This is a genomic window from Winogradskyella haliclonae, from assembly GCF_014635865.1.
Classification (GTDB): domain Bacteria; phylum Bacteroidota; class Bacteroidia; order Flavobacteriales; family Flavobacteriaceae; genus Winogradskyella; species Winogradskyella haliclonae.
On sequence record NZ_BMDQ01000001.1, the window covers coordinates 39,712 to 58,440 of the forward strand.

Annotated in this window: 16 protein-coding genes; 6 read left to right on the top strand and 10 right to left on the bottom strand. The window is 34.8% G+C overall.

Going from position 1 to position 18,729, the window contains the following annotated elements:
- Positions 1 to 5: 5 nt before the first annotated feature.
- Genes IEV10_RS00180 through IEV10_RS00190 form a run of 3 tightly spaced genes read right to left on the bottom strand, consistent with a single transcriptional unit; the run spans position 6 to position 4,438 of the window.
- The gene (locus IEV10_RS00180; RefSeq protein WP_188372674.1) at positions 6 to 2,054 is read right to left on the bottom strand and encodes an alpha-ketoacid dehydrogenase subunit alpha/beta; all 2,049 of its coding nucleotides are present in this window, start codon (positions 2,052 to 2,054) and stop codon (positions 6 to 8) included.
- The gene (locus IEV10_RS00185) at positions 2,055 to 3,122 is read right to left on the bottom strand and encodes a branched-chain amino acid aminotransferase (RefSeq protein ID WP_188372675.1); all 1,068 of its coding nucleotides are present in this window, start codon (positions 3,120 to 3,122) and stop codon (positions 2,055 to 2,057) included.
- A gap of 47 nt (positions 3,123 to 3,169) precedes the next feature.
- Positions 3,170 to 4,438, bottom strand: a complete 1,269-nt coding sequence (locus IEV10_RS00190; RefSeq protein ID WP_229719636.1) for a dihydrolipoamide acetyltransferase family protein — start codon at positions 4,436 to 4,438, stop codon at positions 3,170 to 3,172.
- Positions 4,439 to 4,635: 197 nt separating this feature from the next.
- On the opposite strand from IEV10_RS00190, the gene IEV10_RS00195 reads away from it, so the two are divergent.
- The gene (locus IEV10_RS00195) at positions 4,636 to 5,109 is read left to right on the top strand and encodes an Lrp/AsnC family transcriptional regulator (protein WP_188372676.1); all 474 of its coding nucleotides are present in this window, start codon (positions 4,636 to 4,638) and stop codon (positions 5,107 to 5,109) included.
- Positions 5,110 to 5,114: 5 nt separating this feature from the next.
- Here IEV10_RS00195 and IEV10_RS00200 read toward each other — a convergent pair whose 3' ends face one another.
- Genes IEV10_RS00200 through IEV10_RS00215 form a run of 4 tightly spaced genes read right to left on the bottom strand, consistent with a single transcriptional unit; the run spans position 5,115 to position 9,590 of the window.
- A complete protein-coding gene (locus IEV10_RS00200; RefSeq protein WP_188372677.1) occupies positions 5,115 to 5,711 on the bottom strand; it encodes an acyltransferase in 597 nt (198 codons plus the stop codon).
- A 23-nt stretch (positions 5,712 to 5,734) separates the two neighbouring features.
- Positions 5,735 to 8,083 carry a TonB-dependent receptor plug domain-containing protein gene (locus IEV10_RS00205; RefSeq protein ID WP_188372678.1) on the bottom strand — a complete coding sequence of 783 codons (2,349 nt, stop codon included), beginning with the start codon at positions 8,081 to 8,083 and terminating at the stop codon, positions 5,735 to 5,737.
- The gene (locus tag IEV10_RS00210; protein WP_188372679.1) at positions 8,084 to 9,010 is read right to left on the bottom strand and encodes a FecR family protein; all 927 of its coding nucleotides are present in this window, start codon (positions 9,008 to 9,010) and stop codon (positions 8,084 to 8,086) included.
- Positions 9,011 to 9,068: 58 nt separating this feature from the next.
- Entirely contained in the window at positions 9,069 to 9,590 is a 522-nt protein-coding gene (locus tag IEV10_RS00215) for an RNA polymerase sigma factor (RefSeq protein ID WP_188372680.1), read from the bottom strand.
- A gap of 144 nt (positions 9,591 to 9,734) precedes the next feature.
- On the opposite strand from IEV10_RS00215, the gene pgsB reads away from it, so the two are divergent.
- Genes pgsB through IEV10_RS00240 form a run of 5 tightly spaced genes read left to right on the top strand, consistent with a single transcriptional unit; the run spans position 9,735 to position 14,541 of the window.
- Positions 9,735 to 10,916, top strand: coding sequence for a poly-gamma-glutamate synthase PgsB (gene pgsB / locus IEV10_RS00220; protein WP_188372681.1), 1,182 nt, complete (start codon positions 9,735 to 9,737; stop codon positions 10,914 to 10,916).
- Between the two features lie 15 nt (positions 10,917 to 10,931).
- A complete protein-coding gene (pgsC, locus tag IEV10_RS00225) occupies positions 10,932 to 11,390 on the top strand; it encodes a poly-gamma-glutamate biosynthesis protein PgsC (protein WP_188372682.1) in 459 nt (152 codons plus the stop codon).
- Between the two features lie 19 nt (positions 11,391 to 11,409).
- Positions 11,410 to 12,519 (top strand): poly-gamma-glutamate system protein, encoded by a 1,110-nt coding sequence (gene pgsW, locus IEV10_RS00230; protein WP_188372683.1) that lies wholly within the window; start codon positions 11,410 to 11,412, stop codon positions 12,517 to 12,519.
- Between the two features lie 11 nt (positions 12,520 to 12,530).
- Positions 12,531 to 13,448 (top strand): hypothetical protein, encoded by a 918-nt coding sequence (locus IEV10_RS00235; RefSeq protein WP_188372684.1) that lies wholly within the window; start codon positions 12,531 to 12,533, stop codon positions 13,446 to 13,448.
- Positions 13,423 to 14,541, top strand: a complete 1,119-nt coding sequence (locus IEV10_RS00240) for a TonB-dependent receptor (RefSeq protein ID WP_188372685.1) — start codon at positions 13,423 to 13,425, stop codon at positions 14,539 to 14,541. The genes IEV10_RS00235 and IEV10_RS00240 overlap by 26 nt, the downstream gene beginning before the upstream one ends.
- Here the strand turns inward: IEV10_RS00240 and IEV10_RS00245 are convergent, their stop codons facing one another.
- The 3 genes from IEV10_RS00245 to paaZ all read right to left on the bottom strand — a co-directional run bounded on the left by IEV10_RS00245 (position 14,542) and on the right by paaZ (position 18,724).
- Positions 14,542 to 15,294, bottom strand: a complete 753-nt coding sequence (locus tag IEV10_RS00245; protein WP_188372686.1) for an enoyl-CoA hydratase/isomerase family protein — start codon at positions 15,292 to 15,294, stop codon at positions 14,542 to 14,544.
- Between the two features lie 85 nt (positions 15,295 to 15,379).
- On the bottom strand, positions 15,380 to 16,147 hold the full coding sequence (locus IEV10_RS00250; protein WP_188372687.1) for a DUF3667 domain-containing protein: 768 nt from the start codon (positions 16,145 to 16,147) through the stop codon (positions 15,380 to 15,382).
- A gap of 39 nt (positions 16,148 to 16,186) precedes the next feature.
- Positions 16,187 to 18,724: a phenylacetic acid degradation bifunctional protein PaaZ gene (gene paaZ / locus IEV10_RS00255; RefSeq protein WP_188372688.1), complete on the bottom strand. Its 2,538-nt coding sequence runs from the start codon at positions 18,722 to 18,724 to the stop codon at positions 16,187 to 16,189.
- Between the last annotated feature and the right edge of the window lie 5 nt (positions 18,725 to 18,729).

The following is an 18,729-nucleotide window of genomic DNA, read 5'->3' on the forward strand; positions in this document are numbered from 1 at the left end:
AAAGACTAGTAATTGAACAAATCTTCAATTTTAGCTTTCACCTTTTCAGTAGAAGGAATCATCGCCTGCTCTAATGTAGAATTTAATGGAATTGCAGGCATATTTTCACTACCAATAGTCATCACAGGTGCATCCAAATACCTAAAACATTCTTCCTGAATTTTCCCTGCTAAAGCTCTTGCAAAACTATTGTTTGACGGTTCTTCAGTAACAACCAAACATTTACCTGTTTTCTTCACTGATTTTAGTATTGTTTCCTCATCTAAAGGGTACAATGTTCTTAAATCAATAATTTCTATTTGGTCTCGCATACCTAGCTCTCCAGAAGCATTATAAGCCCAATGTACACCCATTCCGTAGGTTACAATAGTACAGGTTTCAACACTTTCTTGTTTCCATATTTCCTGAAGCAACCAGGCTTTACCAAATGGTAATACATAATCTTCAGAAGGTTCTACAGAAGTAGCCCCTTGTGTTCCTGGTACTTTAGACCAGTACAAGCCTTTGTGCTCTAAAATGACTACAGGATTAGGGTCGTGATAGGCAGCTTTCATTAGACCTTTTAAATCCGCTCCATTACTAGGATAAGCAATTTTTATTCCTCTGATATTAGTAACTACACTTTCTACAGAAGACGAATGATAAGGCCCACCACTACCATAAGCGCCAATAGGCACACGAAGAATCATACTCACAGGCCATTTTCCGTTAGACAAGTAACAACTTCTACTCACTTCTGTAAATAACTGGTTGAGTCCTGGCCAGATATAATCTGCAAATTGCACCTCAACAATTGGTTTTAATCCAACTGCAGACATCCCCACTGTTGAACCTACAATAAATGCTTCTTGAATAGGTGTATTAAATACTCTATCATCACCAAACTTTTGCGCTAAAGTTGCAGCTTCTCTAAACACGCCCCCTAATCGTCCGCCAACATCTTGACCATACAACAAACATTCTTTATGTGCTCTCATTAACTCTTCAACAGCAAATAACGCACAATCAACCATCACAACTTTTTCAGCACCTTCAGGTTCGCGAGTTCCTTTTTCTTCGGTTATTGGTGTTGGTGCAAAATCATGGGTAAATAAATCTTCAGGTTTAGGATCTTCCGCTTTTAAAGCCTTTTCAAAATCTGAAGCTACTTTTTCTTTTGCTTTATTTTCTATGGCATCAACTTCAGCTTCAGAAAATCCATTATCTAACAATTGCTGTTTAAGTACAGGATATGGGTCTCGAGAACGTGCTTCCTCTAAATCATCACGATACCATTCCATACGCACACCCGATGTATGATGGTTTAAAAGCGGAACTTTTGCATGAACCAAAAACGGACGTCGCTCCTTACGTATAGTTGCTATCACTTTTTCGATAGCTTCATAACTCTCTATAAAATTAGCACCATCAATACTTATGGCTTCTAAACCATGAAATCCAGCTGCATACTCAGCAGCATTCTGTGCTCGAGTTTCGGCTTCGTTTGCAGATATATCCCATCCATTATCTTGAACAAGATATAGTATTGGCATTTGTTTTAAAGCTGCCATTTGAAACGCTTCTGCAATTTCTCCTTCAGTTACAGACGCATCACCAAGGGAACACACTGAAATAGGGTTTTCTATTGAAGCATCATTTAAGCCTTGTAATTCTTTATACTGCATTCCCATTGCAACACCTGTTGCAGGAATAGCTTGCATGCCTGTTGCTGATGACTGATGAGGAATTTTAGGTTTATCATCGTCCTTTAAGCTAGGATGAGAATAATAGGTTCTACCACCAGAAAACGGATCGTCTTTTTTTGCCAATAATTGCAACATGACGTCGTAAGGCTCTAAACCAAACGCTAATAGCATGGCATCATCGCGATAATACGGAAACGCATAATCTTGAGGTAATAATTGCAGTCCTAAAGCCACCTGAATTGCTTCATGACCACGGGATGTTGCATGCACATATTTTGAAACTTGCTTAAAGTTTTCTTCATATAACTCTGCCATTGCTTTTGCCGTGCAGAGTTTAGAAAACCCCTTTTTTAAGATGTCTTTATTCATTTAAGCAAGTTCTTTTCTAGTTTTTAACATCCAACCAAACTTGTCTTCTTCTTTTCCAGTTTTAATAGCATCCAGAGTGTTATTAATCTCTAAACCAACTGGGCTTTCATCAGACACATGAATGGTTTCTCCTTCTAAGCCAATCTCTTGGATATAAGCAATACCTACTGCAGTACCTGCTCCAAAAGCCTCTTCTAAAGTTCCGTTTTGGGAAGCTTCTTTTATTTCTTGTAAAGTAATTAAACGCTCAATAACGTTGAGTCCTTTGTTTCTTAATACATCTATAACACTCTTTCGTGTAATACCATCTAGCACAGAACCATCTAGCTTAGGCGTAATAAAGGCACCATCAATTTTAAAGAAGATATTCATCGTCCCTACTTCTTGAATGTATTTATGCTCAGCAGCATCTAACCATAATACCTGGTCATAACCTTTAGCTTTTGCTAACTCCGTTGGACGAATAGCAGCTGCATAATTTCCAGCAGCTTTAGCTTCTCCTGTACCGCCATGAGCTGCTCTTATAAACTGCTTTTCTGCCCAAAGCTTAATACGCTTACTAAAAAAAGGACCTGCTGGTGATGCCATAATAATAAACTTATAATGAGTGGCTGCTCGCATACCTATAAAAGGTTCATCTGCATACATAAAAGGTCTTAAATACAAAGCACTACCGTCTTTTGGTGGAATCCAGTTATGCTCTAAACTCACCAATTCTTTTAATCCTTCTACAAACAAATCTTCAGGAAAATGTGGCATACCCATACGATCTGCACTTGTGTTTAATCGCTTTGCATTTTGGTCTGGTCTAAATAACATTGGCTCACCATGAGTGTCTTTATAAGCTTTCATACCTTCGAATATGGCTTGGCCATAGTGTAATGCCATTGCTGCTGGATGTGTTGGAATTAGCCCCATTGGGACAATTCTGGGATTAATCCATTCACCATTTTCATAATCACAGATAAACATATGGTCTGTGAAAGTGGTTCCTAATGGTATATTGTCAAAGTCTAAAGCATCAACTTTAGATTGCTCTACTTTAGTAATATTTATATTAAAACTCATAATTATTAGGTTTATGAGACCCTGAAATAAATTCAGGATAACAAATTTTATATTTTTCTATCGGTATCGAATTTCTCAAAATAATCTGCAACACGACGTACAAAGCTTCCGCCTAAAAACCCATCAACAACGCGATGATCAAAAGACAGGGATAAGTACATCATGCTTCTTATGGCAATCTCATCACCATTTTCAGTCTCAATAACTTCAGGTCGTTTTTTAATAATCCCTAAAGCTAAAATGGCTACTTCTGGTTGATTGATAATTGGCGTTCCCATAACACTTCCAAACGTTCCCACATTAGAAATGGTAAACGTACTACCTTTAATATCGTCACCCGACAATTTATTTTCTCTAGCTTTTGCAGCTAAATCATTAACGTCTGTAGCAAGGGTTTTTAAATCTTTGGTATCTGCATTTTTTACTACAGGAACAATTAAGTTACCACTTGGTAAAGCTGTAGCCATACCAATATTTATCGCGTCTTTTACAATAATATTAGTGCCGTCAACTGAGGCATTAATATTTGGAAAATCTTTAACTGCTTTTGCAACTGCCTCAACAAATAAAGGTGTGAATGTTAATCGCTCACCGTATTTCTCTTGAAACGCTTTTTTGTTAGCATTACGCCATTGTACCATATTGGTTAAATCAGCTTCAACATAAGCCGTAACATGTGGTGACGTGTGCTTAGAATAAACCATATGATCCGCAATCATCTGACGCATACGGTCCATTTCTATAATTTTTCCTTTTCCTTTATCAAATGTTAATTGCGGTATTCTGTATGCTGTTGGGTCTTGAGTTACAGGCTGTGCAAACTTGTATGGTCTTCCGTCTTCGATATACTGAAAAACATCACTTTTACGAAGTCTTCCTTCATTACCTGTAGCTGGAATTCTAGCCAATTCCTCAAAACTAATGTGTTCTGCTTTTGCTATCTCTAAAACTAATGGAGAAAAAAACGTATTGCTATTAGAAACACTAAAGTTATTGGATTGTACAGGATTCTGAGTTGGTTTTACTCGCTTGGTTTTTTCTTTTTTCTTCTCTGCAGAAGCTTCTACCTTTTCAACTTTTGACTCTTTTTTAGAGCTAACTTCATCTGAAACCTCTAAAATGGCAATCACCTCGCCAACAGGCACAACATCTTTTGCCTTAAAAAGGGTTTGAACCAACGTTCCTGAAGAAGGTGCTGGCACTTCATTATCCACCTTGTCTGTTGCCACTTCAAGAATAATATCGCCTTCTTCAAACGTATCACCTTCATTAACCAACCAATTTATTATGGTGCCCTCAGTAATACTTTCGCCCATTTTGGGCATTTTTAATTCAAATTTGCTCAAATCTTAACCTTTTTACCTCAGCATCAAAACTAATAATTTACTGTTTTTTAAATTGTTAATAACTTATAAATTAAATTTTAACAGAATAATTTTCTTTAATAATTTAAATTAAAAGAATTTAATTCTTTTTATATTTGAAATATTAAAAACCGGAAGAATAATTTTCTATGGGATATGCATTAGACAGTATTGACACCAAAATTCTAGCCATGCTTCAGAATAATAGCAACCGTACCACAAAGAGTATTGCAGAAGCTTTAGGCATGACGACTTCGCCTGTTTTTGAACGTATAAAAAAACTAGAAAAAGAAGGCTATATCAAAAAATATGTTGCTGTATTAGACAATAAAAAGATTGGTTTAAAACTTACTGTTTTTATTGGTATTACGCTTCAAGGTCACACCAGAAGTTATCTTGAAAAATTTGTGAAGGAAATCAATAATTTTCCTGAGATAATTGAGTGCCATCGTGTTAGTGGAAACTTTGATTATTTATTGAAACTTGTGGTTGAAGATATTGAAGCTTACGAAACGTTTATTATTTCAAAATTGACACTTTTGCCATATCTAGGAAATGTACAGAGTTTAATTACGCTGTCTACTGGAAAAGAAACGAATGAAATTGACTTGAGCAGGATTTAAGACATCTACTTTTTAAAAGTCTCCCTTAAAGTCTTATACACATTATCTTGGACTTTCATAGTCTCAGGAACCTCTCGCAATGGCTCAACTTCTCTTAATGACTCGTGACAATTTTTAGGTAATTGTTGATAGAGTTCAGTGCCTTTTGTTTTCCAGGCAATCATCTCATCACTCACTTGCTTCACCACTTTTGCTGGGTTCCCAACCACCAAACTACGTTTTGGGATTTTGGTTTCTGCTTTGACAAAAGCCATTGCACCTACAATAGATTCATCACCTATTTCAGCATCATCCATAATCACCGTATTCATCCCAATTAAGCAATTTCTGCCCAAATTAGCGCCATGAATAATGGCGCCATGACCTACATGAGCGCTTTCTTTTAATACTATAGATTTTCCTGGAAACATATGAACCGTACAATTCTCTTGGACATTGACGCCATCTTCTAAGATGATTTGTCCCCAATCGCCACGAATGGCTGCTCCTGGTCCTACATAGCAATTTTTCCCAATAATTACATTACCAGTTACAGTTGCTAAAGGATGCACAAAACTGCTTTCGTGAACTACTGGTATATAGCCTTGAAATTTGTATATCATTTTTTAATATTCTATCCTTAAAATTAAAAATTAATCCGAAAAACTAAATTAGCTGTTGCATTCAATCCAATACTGTTTTCTTGAACTAAAGTTGGAGGTGAATTGTCTTCGTCCAACGAAAAGAATCTATCTATATCATTTTCTCGATTTAATATATTCATAACTGAAGCACCAACTCTTCCTTTAAGCTTTCGTTTTTTACTAAAGTAAAAATCATAGATTACACTAGCATCAAGTCTTTGATAACTTGGCAAACGACCTCCATTCTGCTCATCATAATCAATCCTATAATCGGTTTGACTCATGTCATTCGTAAATTCCTCAACTGAACTTGCTTCACTAAAAGGAGTTCCCGTAGCATATTGCCAGCCAAGAGATAACTGTAATCTTTTATAATTAAACGTATTAGACAATGAAAATACATGTCTTTGGTCAAAATTTCCTGGGAATTTAGTGTTTTGAATTTCAGGAAAATCTAATTCATTTTTACTCAAAGAATAACCTAACCAAAAACTAAATCTTTGAATTCTTTTTTTAACCAACAGATCTAACCCATAAATAGTATTACTACCCGAAGTAAAATTATCGGTATTAAGTGCATTTGTATTAAATCCTCTTGTTAAGGATGACAAGCCTTTTATTCTTTTGTGATAAGCCTCAATATCCAGTTTCCAGCCATTGTTGTTGAATAAAATTCCAGTTGTGAATTGCGTGTTTGATAGTACAGGAATATCCTCATTAGTTAATGCCCAAACTTCATTACCTAGTCCCAAATCATTAACATCAAAGCTTACAAGTTGACTAATGATTTGATAACGCTTTTCTGCAGAAATCTTGACCTTAAAATTATTTCCTAATTGATAATCCGAATAAAATCTTGGTTCAAAATTTACAAGGTCAAAATCTGAGAAGTAATTTGCTCTCAACCCTGCGCGAACATACCATTTATCTGAAGTGTAATTGTATTCAGAAAACAGGGTGTGCCTGTTTTGCTTTGTGTTGGAGCGTTCCGTAAATGTGTCATCATCTTGGTTTTCTAATAGTTCTAAAAACACCTCATAATTTGAAAAATCATAGCCTAGTGATAACTCGTGTATATCAGAGGGTTTATAATAAGCTATTGCAGATAAACCAAAGTCATTTATTCGGTTATTTCTTGTAAAGACCTCTTGTGATTCATCATCGAACTGTCGGTTAACATATTCTGAAATGTAATCCGAATAATAAAGTTTAAATAACGAACGCCATCGTTTACCGTAACTTCCTTTCCAATTTAAACTGAAGCCATCATTTTTTAATTTTAAATTATCTGCGGATCCTTCTAGGTCTAAATCCTGGTTGACATGGTTTAAGTCATTATCTACAAAAATGCTCGTAAAACTAAGGCTGTGATTCTCTATTGGCTTATAAATAATCTTTGCAAATACATCATAAAAGTTGAATGTGTTGTCTAATACCGAAAGTTCTTCTTCGGTTTGTATATTATTTACTTCTTCAATTTTTGTGTTTTGAAATACCTTATCACTAAAATTTCTGAACGTAAATGAATCCCAAATATCCGTAAGTGCTCGCCTACCAGCTACAGTAACACCAAGTTTGTCCTTTATAATTGGAGCAGAAATATTAAGATCTGATTGAATGGCATTAGCCCCAAAACTTCCAGTAAGTTTATCTAGAATATCGCTAACTGTTTTAATATTTACGACACCTGCAATTCGCTTACCATATTCTGCACTAGCACCACTTCTAAAGACCTCAATCTGTTCAGTTACAAATGGGTTGAAAGGTGAAATCATACCAAAAAGATGCCCATCATGATACATGGTAATATCATCAAAGAGAATAAGGTTTTGGTCTGGAGTTCCGCCACGAATGTGCAAACGAGAAGCCGATTCTGTTGGACTAGCAACACCTGGCAAAGATTGCAAACTTTGCAACACATCAGGCTCTACAAGCCCAGGCAAAACTGATAGTTTATTAGGTTTGACGGTAATGGCGCCTGTCTTTTTATTAAGATCAAAACCGGAGGTTAAATATTCAGACACTATAACAACTTCATCTAAGAAGTTTAAATCTCTAATTGATTTTTCATCAGACTTTATGATGACAAAATTATCTGAATCAATCTGCTGAATTTTAACTTGAGTCTGACTCTGAATAAGATTAATAAAAGCATCTAAAGTAATTGCTCCAGAGTGTGTTATATACTGACTTTGCAGTGTCTTTATATTAAACGAAAAACGAACCTGAAATTGATTCTCTATATCTCGAACAACATGTTCTAGTGGTTCGTTATTATAATCTAAATTTTTCTCTTGAGCATGAATTAACAGTCCAACTAAAAGTAATATAGATAGAAGTACTTTCTTCATTTAATACGATAAAATCTCAATACTATTTTCTAATAATCGGTATGGTATATCCATAGCTGTGAAGATGGTTAATGCAGCTTGATTTAGATTATTATGCGTAAATCGTCCTGAAAACTGTGCAGGTTTCAATAATGCTTTTCCTTTTACTTTTATATTGTATTGGCGCTCTAGCTCTGCAATAACTTCGGAAATATCAACACCAATAAATGAACTTTCATCAGTTAACCAACTAGGTTCCTTTTCTCTAAAATTGTACTGATTAGCAATGCCTTCTTGCACATTAATAGCCATACCTTGAGTTAAAATTACAGATTTTTCTCCATTAATTGAGACACGTACTTTACCTTCAAAACATTGTGCACTAAAAAATTTTGGTCTTGATATTACTGTAAATTCTGTACCAAGAACAGTAATATTCCCTTGCGTAGTCGCTACTGTAAATGTTTTTCCTTTTTTTACTTTAAAATAGGCTTCACCGTTTAAGTTCAATTCTCGATTAGTTTTCCAACCAAATGTTTTAAACGCTAATTGAGAATCTGCATTTAATGTGGCTTCAGAACCATCGGGAAGCATTACAACTTGCTGTTGGGCAAAATCTGTATTGTATTCTGCCAGTTGAAAAAATGTTCTATAACCAATAAATAAAATCACACAAGCAGCAGCCAATGAATACACCCAAAGTGGGATAATTCGTTTTACACTTGATTTATTTTCTTGAAGCGAATTATTTTGCGTTTTAATCCTCGTTTGAAATGCCTCATATTTTTTTGACAGGTCTGCAGTTGGTAATTCGGCAGAATCAATTGTATTAATTATTGCCTTGTAAGCTTCATAATCATCAGACGCTTTAAAAGCCTCAAGTTCAGATTCTGAAAGCTCACCTGCCAACCATTTTGCTAAAAAATTATCTGAGTAGTCTTCTGCCATAACTTACATTTGGAGTTGCTTCTATTTTATAAACCAGTTGGTTACAAAATACCCCATATTAAATTTTATAATTCTTTATACTTGCTCTTAATTGTTCAAGAGCACGCTGCATTCTTGTTTCAACAGACTTCACTGATATATCTAGCAATTCTGCTATTTCTCTGTATTTTTTCTTTTCAATTCTGTTAAGTAAAAATACTTCGCGTTGTTTATCTGACAATTGATTGATTGCATCATTAAGTTGGGCCTGAAACTCTTTTTCTCGCATTAAAAATTCTGGGTCTTCGATATTAGCCTTATCCTTTTTAATGGATTTATACTTAAGCACTACTTTTTGATGTTCAAAAGCATTAAAAAATGCATTTTTTGTAATTGTAAACAAATAAGACACTGCTTTATCTCTAGTGACTTTTTTACAGTTATTCCAAAGTTTTACAAAAGCATCTTGTGTTAAATCATCAGCCTGAGCTTCGTCTTTACATTTTATGTAGATAAAATTTCGAACTGTTTGAAAATGGGTATCAAACACCTTTTTAAAAACAGCTTCGTCACAAACATGACTCAAAACAGAATTGCTCATAGCATAAAGTTATCACTACAAACATAACTTATTTTCTAGAACATTATTTAGTGGTTTTTAAACCAATTAAAAAAAAATTAGAAATACACATAGGGTAAATTTTCCTCATCCTGTTTTTAATGCAACAATCGCAAATTAAAAACAATGCAAAGCCTTATTCTTTTAATCATTATTACCGCAATACTCGTGATTTACGGAATGATGGAATACCAACTACATCAAAAAAACTTAAAGGCCATACCTACTAGAATTCATATCAATGGCACACGTGGCAAATCTAGTGTTACCAGATTAGTTGGTGCCGGACTTCGAGCAGGTGGTTACAAAACTATTACCAAAGTTACCGGAACATTTCCTAGGCTTATTCTTAGCGATGGTACTGAAGCTGTTGTTCACCGTAAAGAAAAAGCCAACATTTTAGAGCAATTAGACATCATCGACTATTGTTCAAAACAAAACGCGGATGTGTTAATTATTGAGTGCATGGCATTACAACCTATCTACCAGAAAATCACTGAACATCAAATGGTGAAGGCAGATATAGGTGTAATTACCAATATAAGGTTAGACCATTTGGATGTTATGGGACCAACACTTAATGATGTTGCTAAAGCTATTTGCGGTACTATCCCAAAAGGAACACGATTATTTACTGCTGAAGACCGCTATATCAATTATATGTCTACTATAGCTAGAAAACGTAAAACTAAAATCCATCAAAGCAAAGCTGAAACTATTAGTAATAAAGACCTTGAAGGATTCACATACATAGAACATAAAGAAAATGTAGCCTTAGCATTAGATATCTGTACCCAACTGGGTGTAGATAGAAACATTGCATTAGCCGAAATGAAAATGGCCATACCAGACGAAGGTGTACTACGCCGATTTACAGTCAAAGAAAATGACAAGCGCGTTCACTTTTACAATGCATTGGCCGCAAATGACCCAGAATCTACCATTATGATTTGGAACGCTATTAAAGCGCAGTCGAGCAAGGATGAGCATTTTATGTTTTTACTCAACACCAGACAAGATCGTCAAGATAGAGCCATACGACTCGTAGACATGATGAGTCAGTTGGACTATTCTAGCATCGCTTTAGTTGGTGAATCTTTAGATATGGTGGTACAAATGTGCAAAGAGAAAGGCATCTCAACTGAACAGATTCATGTCATTGGTTTAAAACCTACTATTGAACAATACAATGATTTAGTTAGCACCTCTGCTCCAAAAACTACCATAATAGCTATTGGTAATATGGGCGCTGGTGGCGCCGAATTATCCAAACACTTTGAACTTATTCACCAAAACACAAACGCTTAAAACTAAACACTAATTATGATAGAACTTTCAGTAACACTCGGTATCGTTATCAGCTTATTTTTTATTGAAAAATTTGGACTAGCATCAGGTGGTATAATTGTGCCGGGATATATTGCTTTACAACTCACTAATATAGACCGATTAATAGGTTTAGTGATTATTTCTTTAGCCACCTTTGGGTTAATAAAACTGATTTCAAAATTTACCTTTTTATTTGGTAGACGACAAATGGTAGTGGCCTTACTCATAGGGACCATCCTATCCATTATATCACATCATTTATTCATTGTAGAAACCCAGACTACAACTATAGAGCTTAGTGCGATTGGCTGGGTGATCCCTGGATTAATTGCGCACACTGCAGCAAAACAAGGCTATGTAAAAACTATGGCCATGTTATCTATCTCATCTGTGATTGTGAGATTATTAGTCATCCTAATTTTTTCAGGAAAACTTTTCCCCGAACTGTATTAACACTTCAAAACTTCAACATATGAAAAATATATCCATCAGGTCAACAGCAGTATTATCGGTAATCGCCATAATTACTATTGTAGCATTAGTTCTCGTAGAAAACTTAAAAAGCTACAAAAAACAACAGTATTACTATGAAAAAATTGAAGCTGCTCATCTCAACCGGAAACTTCAAAAACACTTAAAGCAAACATTTTTTAAGGATGAAATTATCATCAATAATATTAATGACCCTAATAACACTGGGCTTATAGGGCAACAATTTACCGAGATTACATCTGGTCGTGGGTCTTTACCTATAAAGCTATCTACTTTAAATCCTAATTTTTCGGCTATGGTGGTTCAGCAAATAAAAGATGCTGGGCTAAAAAAAGGAGATAAAGTTGCGATGTGTTTCACTGGCTCATTTCCGGCGCTTAATATGGCAGTTATTGCTGCTGTAGAAACTTTAGAGCTTAGACCTGTACTAATAACATCTGTTACTTCATCATCTTGGGGTGCGAATGACGCCAATTTAACGTGGATAGATATGCAAAATGAACTGTATAAGAGTAAGCTTGTATCATTTATGCCTATCGCATCTTCAATTGGCGGAAATCAGGACATAGGTGTTACGCTAAGTAAAGACGGAAGACAAAAAGCAATCATAGCTATTCAACGCAATAATATTTCTCTAATAAAAGGCAATAACCTTGAAGATAATATTGCTGAACGCATGGCACTTTTTAATGCAGAAAGAGGTATTAAGCTCTTTATTAATGTTGGTGGTGGCGTGGCTAGTCTAGGAAGCCATAATAACTCTAAAAAATTACCTTCTGGTTTTAGAGACAATTTAAAACATGCCAATTTTATTGATAAACAAGGTATCGTCTACGAGATGGTAAAGCAAGATATACCCATAATTAACTTATTAAATATCGACCGACTCTTAAAACGCTATCAATTACCAAGAGACCCATTACCACTACCTAAACCTGGCGAAGGGGCTTTATACAACACCTATAAGTATGACCTATTAACTGTTGGCATTACAACTGCACTACTTATAGGCTTATTAATCATTGCTATGTATTACGATAAAAAACAAAATGCATTAGGTACACAAATTATTAAAACTCAAGACGCATAACATCTTTAAAAATGAAACTATTATTTAATCTTTTAAGTCTATTTCTATTGACAAACTTAGCTTTTGCTCAGCAAAAGTTAGTTCCAAAAACCGAGAATACTAAAACTGTAATTTCCACTGGAAAAACGAATTCAATCTATTATAACCTTACAAAGCACAAACCTGTAAGCGTTACTATTGAAGGTCCTGGCGAACTTATCATTTATAACAGAACTGTAGTCACAACAAACAAAACACACTCCTTTCCTTTTATTTTGAAATATAATGTGGATGGAAAGCAAATCAAAACTCAAAAAATTCCTAAGAAGCAAAAATCACAACGCTCTAGATTAAAAAATAACACTGATAAAGCTCCTACTAAGGCACATAAGATAAAAATTAAAGTTCCTGACGGAAAACACAACTATTCATTTTATAGACAAACCACAAAACAGCAAGTTTTATCAAGGTTTACATTTGTAAAGAACACCAAATTAACTTGGAATGAGTTAAAACCTAAGTCAGCTAAACAAGTTATTCTCAAAGATGTTAAGCGTAAAAAGGAAGTCACCTATTTTCAGATCAGCAAAAAAGAAACTTTTGCATTTAAGACTAGTAAAAGCACTAGCAAAGTGCGCCTGTTTTTTAGAGCAAACTTCAATTATAAAATGCTTGAGGATTGTGTAAATCGACTTCAAATAAAAATTGATGGTAACCCAACGGTTTTCAAGATTGTAAGCAAAAAATCCTCAAGACTTGAAAACTTAACTCATCCAAAGTTAATACCAGGTGCTCTAGAAAAAATATATATAGACATTCCTTTAAATGGTGTTCACGATGTTGAAGTCTCATTAAAGGATGAAAATGCATCTGCACTTATCAGAGTATTTGCTACAGCTACTAACCTACTTAATACAAACTCCAATGAAAAATTTGCTTTTTCTTATTAACTTAAGTTGCATCTTGTTCTGTAGTGCTCAAATAGAAACTAGTGCAACTATTGAAACCAATACTGGTTTTGAGCATAATATTTTTAAATTCCCGAATACTTATGTAGATAGTAACGGCAATACAATAACTGGTAGTGATGCCCTTGCTAGCAGTTTTTACCAACGGTTTTATGCGCGATTAGCTGCAAAACGCACTTGGCGAAAATCCGAATTAAGCCTATCATTTAGTCCACAAGCTAGAGTGTACTATTCCGAATCTGATGCAAGTTATTCTGAATTCTTTACAAAGCTTCAGTATGACTATTATTTCGCAACTAACACTAAACTAAAAACAGCCATTTGGTATCGATTAAAAGATAGAGAAGGTTTAAATGCTGATGCTAGTGATTTGGCATTTCCGTTAGGCTATAACCATTATGGCCTCTATTCGAACTTAGACTTTAGACTGCATAAAAATAACCGTTCGCAATTAAGGTTAAGCGTCAACTCTAAAAACTACGATGCTACTCAGACTTCAGAATTGTCTTATAATGCCATTGCGGGGAAGTACGTTTTCAAAAATATTTTTAAACGTCGAATGGGTTATCATCATTATGGATTTGAGTTAAATTATAACAACAAAACCTTTACCAGAGCACAAAATTCTGGGTCCGATAATTTTACATGGCAAGATGCTAGCATTCAACTATTTTACAAATATCCAGTTAGTAAGCCTATAGATATCAAAGCCATGTTAACTTATAAAATTAGAAAAGACAACAATGATGATGCCTTCTCTTTTAAGCAAATAAGTCCGGCTTTAAACTTAAGGTATAATACCAAATCTTGGGATGCTAATTTCACTACGAGTTATACGCTTAGAAATTATGAGACCATTGAAGCTACAAATTCTAATGATGAGTTCTTAGGTGAACTTGAATATAAGTACATTCAATTTAACTTAACTATTGAAAAAGAAATCAATGATAAATGGACTGTGTTTCTAAATGGAAATTTCACAAATAGAAACTCAAACAGAACTAATATCAACTCCGTGTTCTTTAGAAGCTATGACTATAGTGATTTATCCTTAGGTTTAACATTTAGATTTTGATTATTTGAATCTCTTCAGAGTCTCTTTTGTGAAATCGCTTAACACTAAACGGCCACTTATCTGCGCTCGTTCGGCCAATAATGTATCCCAGTCTTCGGTACCTTTCCAAAACATTTGCTTCATTTCTTTCATAGCCTCTGTATTGTAATTGCAGAGGTTTTCAGCAAAGGCTTTGACAGCTTCATCTAACTCTTCACTTGATTCAAAAACCTGTGTAAACAAGCCTTTTTGCTTTGCCCATTCTGCAGGATAGAAGCTATTAGCATCAATAGCAATTTGAGACATTCCACTTAGCCCAAGTTTACGTTCAACCGCTGGTCCAACTACAAATGGCCCAATACCAACATTTAGCTCACTTAATTTAATAGCTGCAAATTTTGTTGCCATACAATAATCGGTAGCAGAAGCTAAACCAACACCTCCACCAACGGTTTTTCCTTGTACACGGCCAATAATAAATTTTGGACACTTGCGCATGGCGTTAATTACATTCGCAAATCCCGAGAAGAACACACGACCAGTTTCTGCATCACTAATGTTTATTAATTCTTTAAAGCTTGCTCCAGCACAGAACGTTCTAGCGCCTCCACTTTTTAATACGATTACTTTTATTTCATCATTGTTTCCCGCATCAGTTATTATTTGGGCTAACTTCGCCAATATATCACCTGGCAAGGAGTTATGTGCGGGATGAAAAAATTCTATATATCCTACTTCGTTTTCTATAGTTTGTTTTACGTATGGTTGTGTCATGTTTACTTTCCGCAAAAGCGGATATGTTTTTAGGTTTAACTTACTTAATATGGTTTTAGATATCTTTTAAATTTTAAAAATAAAGTTACAATAACTTTGAAATTATAACACCTATAAATATGGTTATTAAAGAAATGACAAAATAAAATAGAAAGAATAAAACTTGAATTAAAATATATCTGAAGAAAATATTTATAAAACTCTTTCCTTTAAAAAACTGCCAGTATACAAATAGGCTATACAAAACACTACTAGCTAAAGTAGCTAACATTAATATTTCACTATTAAAAAAGAAAATACAGGTAAAAACAGTTATCATTACAAACTGTTGTCCAGTAACGTAAAGTTGAAGCACTAAATGCTCGTAAAAATTGTATTTAGCTTTAAAAAAAGCAATAAAAGAAGCTATCGAAAAAATTGGAACAAATACAAATACCAAGTAGGTTTGATTGGTTTTTAACCAATCAATAATGCCATTGTCTGAGAGTTTTAACTTACTATTTTCTTGATTAGCGTTATCAAAACCTTCTTTAAAATTATTTAAAAAGTTAGCAAGAAACGAATCGACATCTAATAAGTAAGAAACAAATATGTAAATAGTTGTGACAACAAGTAGAAATGATATGGGCTTATAATACGGTTTTCGTTTTCCATTTATAAAATCTCGAATAGCATGTCCAGGTCTAACCGCGAGTTCTTTTATTGTAAAAAGAAAACCTCTATTAATCTGAAAAATAGTATTCTGGAATTCGTTTATTAATGTTCTAAAGTTTATAGAACTCACAGCCGTTCTTTGACCACAATAGGAACAAAAATTTTGATTTATAGAATGACCACAATTTTTACAATTCATTATTAAAATTTAGTTCAATTTATAATATTGAGACTTAATTCAAATCAATCCAAATTGCTCGAAGTGATGATTTAAATGCTTGCGATCCATTAAATACCACTCATATCGATTTAACTCGCCAAATACCATATTCTTTAACTTGGCATCAGGGTTTTCTTTAAAATACTCTAGATATTTCTCTCGTTGTGTCTTAAAGCTTTCAAGAGCTGTTTCAAAATCAGGATGCTTTAAAGCATCTAAGGTATCCTTTTCCAATAAAGGAAATTGGCTGTTTTTTGGAAACTTCCTATAATTATATAGACTGTTTTTTACTTTTTCTAAAATCTTTTCTGGTGTAGAGATTTCAAAATCCTGAATTTCTCCTGTTGCAATCTTATAAGTATATTCTAAATGCTCTAGCATGTGCTGGGGCGTCATAATTCCCCATTTTGGCTTCGTGTCTTCTGATAGTTTAGATAAACATTCGCTAATTTTTTCATCAGCCATTTCAATGAAGGTCTCTTGTTTTTTCTGTACCATGGTCAAAATGGTTGCAATCGCAACTAATGGACTATCTTTTTCATTTTTTTGACTTTTAGGTTTATCTTCAAAATTGGCATCAAATACCTCAACATGCCACTTCACAATACCACTTGGATGCTCGGCAGAAGCTACATCTCGATCGACTTTCTCTTTACATGTCAATCTCACATAAATCGTATCGTTATGATATAATGGTCGCAAAAAGCGAATACTATCCAATCCATAATTTGCGGCTACTGGTCCTTTATTTGGATACACAAATAGGCCTGCTGCTGCTGAGATGATAAAATAGCCATGAGCTGTTCGCTTTTCGAAAATACTGCCATCTAAAGATGTGATATCGGTGTGTGCATAGAAATGGTCCCAAGTTAGATTTGCAAAACTCTGGATATCTGAATCTGTAATAGTACGATTATGCGTTTTTAATGACATGCCTGGCTGAATGTCTTCCCAATGGTATTGGAATGGATGTTTTTCTGCCTTTTTATATTTTGCATTTTGCTGGTAAATCCCTGTAATCTCAGTAAGCGTAGAAGGCGAACCTTGTATTGCCGTTCTTTGCAAGTAATGTTTTATACCACGCATACCTCCCATTTCTTCGCCACCACCAGCACGTCCTGGACCGCCATGTACTAAGTATGGTAATGGTGAGCCGTGACCCGTACTCTCTTTGGCCATTTCGCGATTGATAACCAATATACGACCATGATGACTTGCGGCATTTACTACATATTCTGAAGCAATTTTATCATCAAAAGTTGCAATAGAAGACACTAATGAGCCTTTACCCATTTGTGCTAATTGCACAGCTTCATCCAGATTTTTATAAGGCATAATTGTACTTACAGGACCAAAGGCCTCGCGTTCATGGATAACCGTATTTTTAAAAGGATGATCAGCTCGTAACAAAATAGGACTTATAAATGCGCCTTTTTTAGCGTCTGCCCCAATAGGTTCTATTTTATCTAAATCGCCATATACAATTTGAGCTTCTTTAGCCAAATCGTTAACCGAGTCTTTTACTGCTTGAACCTGTTGACGGCTCACCAAAGAACCCATACGAACTTCTTTGAGTCTTGGGTCACCAATTGTAACTTTATCTAATGCTTTGCCTAATGCAATTTGAACATCTTCCACTAAATTTTCTGGCACTATGATTCGCCTGATAGCTGTACATTTTTGCCCAGCTTTAACTGTCATTTCTTTTCTGACTTCTTTTATAAATAAATCAAATTCTGGTGTCCCAGAAACAGCATCTTCTCCTAAAATCGAAGCATTTAATGAATCTGCTTCCATAGTAAATGGTACAGATTCTTGTATTAATCTAGGGTGCGCTTTTAATAATCTACCGGTTTGCGCAGAACCAGTAAATGTTACGACATCTTGAGATTCAACAGTGTCTAAAATTGTTTTTACAGTTCCGTTAATAATCTGCAATGCGCCTTCAGGAAGAATCCCTGAATCGATAATAGTTCTTGCCACAGCTTCAGCTAAATATGATGATGAAGGCGCAGGCAAAACCACTGCAGGCATTCCTGCCATCCAATTCACCGCGCACTTTTCGAGCATACCCCAAACAGGGAAATTAAAGGCATTAATATGTACTGCAACACCTTTCTTCGGCACCATAATATGATGTGCCATAAAACGTCCACCACGAGATAAATCTACTGGATCACCTTCTACATGAAACGGTTGATTTGGAAATAATTTTCTTAAAGATGCATTTGCGAATAAGTTACCAAAACCGCCTTCAATATCTATCCAACTATCAACTTTTGTGGCTCCGGTTCTGTAACTTAAGTCGTAAAAAGCATCTTTTCTTTTGGTAAGGTATAAGGCCAATTTCTTAAGCATATTACCGCGCTCTTGAAAGGTCATTTTACGAAGCTGTTCGCCACCTTTAGTTCTTCCGTAGTTTAATATTTCAGGGATGTCTAATCCCTCGATAGCAATACTAGTAAAAGCTTCACCTGTAATTGCATCATGAACTGGTATTCCATCTTCGGTTCCTGTTGTCCAACTGCCTTGGACGTAATGTTGTATTTTTTCCATAATAA